The sequence below is a fragment of the Ralstonia sp. RL genome (assembly GCF_001683835.1).
GTDB classification, from domain to species: domain Bacteria; phylum Pseudomonadota; class Gammaproteobacteria; order Burkholderiales; family Burkholderiaceae; genus Ralstonia; species Ralstonia mannitolilytica.
The window spans coordinates 1-4,450 of record NZ_LWRX01000053.1 but is presented as its reverse complement, the minus strand read 5'-3'; the positions used below and the strand labels follow the sequence as shown (position 1 = coordinate 4,450).

At 65.2% G+C, this 4,450-nt stretch carries 2 protein-coding genes and 1 pseudogene; 2 read left to right on the top strand and 1 reads right to left on the bottom strand.

Features of this window, described 5'->3' with window-relative positions; all coding sequences use genetic code 11:
- Nucleotides 1-1,630: putative bifunctional diguanylate cyclase/phosphodiesterase (locus tag A6M56_RS05215; RefSeq protein ID WP_286757858.1), on the top strand; the 1,630-nt coding region annotated here is incomplete at its 5' end.
- 61 nt (nt 1,631-1,691) lie between these two features.
- On the opposite strand, the gene A6M56_RS05210 is transcribed toward A6M56_RS05215, so the two are convergent.
- Entirely contained in the window at nt 1,692-2,873 is a 1,182-nt protein-coding gene (locus A6M56_RS05210) for a type I glyceraldehyde-3-phosphate dehydrogenase (RefSeq protein ID WP_286757857.1), read from the bottom strand.
- Between the two features lie 164 nt (nt 2,874-3,037).
- Between A6M56_RS05210 and A6M56_RS05205 the strand changes: the two are divergent.
- Nucleotides 3,038-4,450: pseudogene (locus A6M56_RS05205) on the top strand (alpha-2-macroglobulin family protein); the annotation flags it as partial.

The window sequence follows — 4,450 nt, the reverse complement described above, 5'->3', positions numbered from 1 at the left end:
GCTGCCGGCGGAATATATCGAGGCGTTGCGGAGCGCGCCGATCGGACCGAAGGCGGGTTCGTGCGGCACCGCGATGCATCGGCGCGAGCGGGTGATCACCGCCGACATCATGCAGGATCCCTTGTGGGAGGACTACCGCGAATTCGCGCAGCAGTACGGCCTGCGCGCCTGCTGGTCGACCCCGATCCTGTCGCAGCAGGGGCGGGTGCTCGGCGCCTTCGGCATGTACTACCGCACGGCGCGCGCGCCGACTGCGGGCGAAATGCGGCTGGCCGACTTCGCCACCCGCATGGCCGGCATCGCCATCGAGCGCAAGCAGGCGGAAGACCGCATCAGCTTCATGGCGCATCACGACATGCTGACCGGGCTGCCCAACCGCACGCTGCTGCAGGATCGCGCCAGCCAGGCGATCGCGCAGGCGGCGCGCCAGAGCAGGAGCGTCGCCGTGCTGTTCATCGACCTCGATCACTTCAAGCACATCAACGATTCGCTCGGCCATCCGGTGGGCGACCAGGTGCTGCGCATGGCGGCGCTGCGCCTGCAGGACTGCCTGCGCAAGGGCGACAGCCTGGCGCGCCTGGGCGGCGACGAATTCATCATCACGCTGCCGGCGCTGACCGACGGCGGCACCGCCGCAGTGGTGGCGCAAAAGGTGCTGGACGCGTTGAACGCGCCGTTCGCCATCGACGATCATGAACTGCACGTCGGCTGCAGCATCGGCATCAGCCTGTTCCCGGCCGACGGCGGCGACGTCGACGTGCTGATGCGCGCCGCCGACGCCGCGCTCTACCATGCCAAGGCGAAGGGGCGCGGCAACTACCAGTTCTTCACCTCCAGCCTGAACGCGGCGGCGCAGCGGCGCCTGATCCTGGAGAGCCTGCTGCGCCAGGCGCTGGCGCGCGGCGAGTTTGCGCTGCACTATCAGCCGCAGCTGGACATCGCCAGCGGCCGCATCGTGTCGGCCGAGGCATTGCTGCGCTGGCAGCAGCCGGAGCGCGGCTTCATTTCTCCCGCCGAGTTCATCCCGATCGCGGAGGAAACCGGGCTGATCCTGCCGATTGGCGAATGGGTGCTGCGCGAGGCCTGCGCACAGCTCGGGCGCTGGCACGCCGCCGGCCATGCGGACATGACGATCGCCGTCAACCTGTCGGCGCGCCAGGTGCTGCAGTCCGGCTTCGCCGAATATGTGGCGCGACAACTGCAGGAGTTCGGGCTGCCGGCCTCGTCGCTCGACCTGGAGATCACCGAAAGCATCCTGATGCATCCGAGCGAGGACAATCTCGCGCCGCTCACGCGCCTGAGCAACATGGGCGTGCGGCTGTCGGTCGACGATTTCGGCACCGGGTATTCGAGCCTGTCCTATCTGAAGCGTTTTCCGATCAATGCGCTGAAGATCGACCAGAGCTTCGTGCGCGGCATCGGGCAGGACGCGAACGACATGGCGATCGTGTCCGCCATCATCGCGATGGCGAAGAGCCTGCGCCTGAAGGTGGTCGCGGAGGGCGTGGAGACGGCGCAGCAGGCCGCGTTCCTGCAGGAGAGCGGCTGCCAGTCGGCGCAGGGGTATTACTTCAGCAGGCCGGTCGACGCGCAGACGTTTGGCGGGCTGCTGGGAAAACCGCCCGGCTGAGCCGCCCGCACGGAGCGACGGATACGGGAGCCAGGCATATCCGGCGCGTACGCGCCGGGCATCATGGGCCGTTTTGCGCGAAGCGCTTGCTCCAGCACGCCGCCACATCCAGCAGCCGGTTGGCATACCCCCATTCATTGTCGAACCAGATGAACAGGTTCGCCATGCGCGGGCCGATGGTGCGCGTCTGGCTGCCGTCGACGGTGGCCGAATGCGGATTGTGGTTGAAGTCCACCGAGGCGTGCGGCTCGCCGGAATAGGCGAACAGGCCCGCCGGCGCCGAGCGCGCGGCTTCGGCAAACAGCGCATTGATTGCTTCCGCGCCGGCGTCGCGCCGCAGGCCGACCACCAGGTCGATGGCCGACACGTTCAGGATCGGCACGCGCACCGCCTTGGCCTGGGTCCGTCCTTTCAGCTGCGGCAGCAGGCGCTCCACGCCCCTGGCCAGGCCGGTGGCGACCGGGATGATCGACTGCATGGCCGAGCGCGTCAGGCGCAGGTCCGCATGATGGTAGCCGTCGATCAGCGGCTGGTCGTTCATCACCGAGTGCAGCGTGGTCATGAGCGCATGCTCGACGCCGAATTCGCGGTCCAGCAGGTCGAGCACGGGAACGATCGCATTGGTCGTGCACGACGCATTGGAGACGATGCGCTCGCAGCCGGTGATCGCCTGGTGGTTGATGCCGTAGACGATCGTCAGGTCGACATCCTGCGCGCTGTGCCCCGGATGGGACAGCAGCAGGCGGCGGCAGCCGGCATCGAGGAAGCGCTGCAGGTCGGCGCGGCGGGTATAGCGGCCCGAGCACTCGACCAGCAGGTCGACGCCGAGCGCCTTCCAGTCCACGCCCTCGGGCGTCAATGCATGGGTGACGGCAATCGGCTGGCCGTCGATCTTCAGGCATTCGCCCTCCGCCTCCACGGTTCCGGGAAAGACGCCGTGGGTGGAATCGAAGCGCGTCAGATAGGAAATCGTCGCGGTATCCGCCGGTTCGTTGATCGCGACGATCCGGAATGTCTCCCGGTAGGGCGACGCATGCAGCGCGCGCAGGAAACAGCGTCCGATGCGGCCGTAGCCGTTGATGGCCAGCCTGACCGGCTGGCCGGTTGAATGTGCGGTGACACGAGCAGCTTGCATGAAAGTGGGGAAAATGGCCGGGTATGCGGAAGACCTGCCCATTGTATTCGATCGTGTCCGATCCGATCGCGGCGCCGCTCCGAAATACGGCTCCTGCGGCTTTTCCACGATGACGTCGCATTCTCCGCCCCCCATGTTTATGGGATGGCGTGCGGATTGAAAACAGACCTACCATCGTGCCCGCCGCAATATTAAAAAATCAACATCAAAAACCGCCGCGCGGCGCCGGAGCGGCAGGTACATTACTGAAAATAATATTTCTGGGAGCTCGCATGGCAACAATGACGAAGAAAGCCGTGGCCTTGGTATTGGCTGCCGCAGCGCTGGCGGCGGCGGCAAGCGGGGCGTGGTGGCTGAAAAAGCGACACACGCCCCGCTCCGTTGCGGGCGACTCCGTTCTGCCTGCCGCAAATGCGCCATTCCTGGTGAACAGCTGCCTGGCGCGCCTGCACGAGGACAAACCGGCGTTGGCGGTGGTGTTTTCCGATAGCGTCGAAAGCGACCAGAACCTGGAGAAGCTCATCGAAGTCGCGGATCTGGGAGAGGCCAGGACGGAAGCGGCGAAAGCCGGACCCGCAGCCCAATCGAGCGGCGCATCCGCAACCGACAATCCTAAGAACATCGTGAAAGGCGGGTGGATCGTTTCCGACAATCCGCATGTATTGCTGTTCCCTTACGTGAAGGCCGGGCATCAATATCGCGTCAAGGTCAGCGCGGCGCTGGCGGCGAGTTCCGGCCGCAAGCTGGACCAGCTCCATAGCTGCGAGGTGCTGAGCGACGAGATGGCGCCGTCCTACTTTTTCGCCAGCAAAGGAACGGTCTTGCCGGCCGGGCTGAACGGCGGCCTGCCGGTGGTGACGGTGAACGTGCCCGAGGTGGATGTCGAATTCCTGCGCGTGCCGCCGGAAAAAATGTCGAAGTTTATCGACCTGGTTGTGGGGAAAAAGAGCCGCCGCGATGGCAGTTCCGACGATAGCGAAGCCGAGGAAGGCGATGAAGACGGCAATGATTATTACTGGCGCAATCGCAATCGGCTCAAGGGCCAGGTATCGGGCTGGGAGCTGAATGCGCTGCAGGGGATCGCCGAGAGCGTCTACAGCAACCGCTTCGTCACCAACGAGGAGCCGAACAGCCGCAAGGTCAGCTTTTTGCCGGTCGAGAAAATTACCGAGCTCAAGGAGCCGGGCATCTATGTGGCGGTGATGCGGCGCCCCGGCTTTTTCGACGGCGACTATCAGGTCACGTATTTTTACGTCAGCGATATCGGCCTGCATGTGCGCCGCCAGGTGAAGCAGACCGATGTTTTCACGACGTCCCTGGTCAGCGGGAAGGCGCAGGGCGGCGTCGACCTTGAAGTCTTGTCTTCATCGGGCAAGACGCTATTGCGCGGCAAGACCGACGGCGACGGCCATGGCGTATTGCCGGGCTTGCTGGACGGCGCGCGCCTGCTGCTTGCAAGGCGAGGCAAGGAAACTTCCGTCATTGCGTTGCAGGAGCCGGGTTTGGACCTGGCGGAGTTCGATATCGGCGGCCACCTGCCGCGTGATGTGAAGTTGTTCGCCTGGTCGGGGCGCGACATCTATCGGCCCGGCGAAAAATTCACCGTCTCGCTGCTGGCGCGCAGCGCCGACGGCACCGCCTTGCCGCCGATGCCGGTCAAGGTCGAGCTGAAAAAGCCGGGCGGC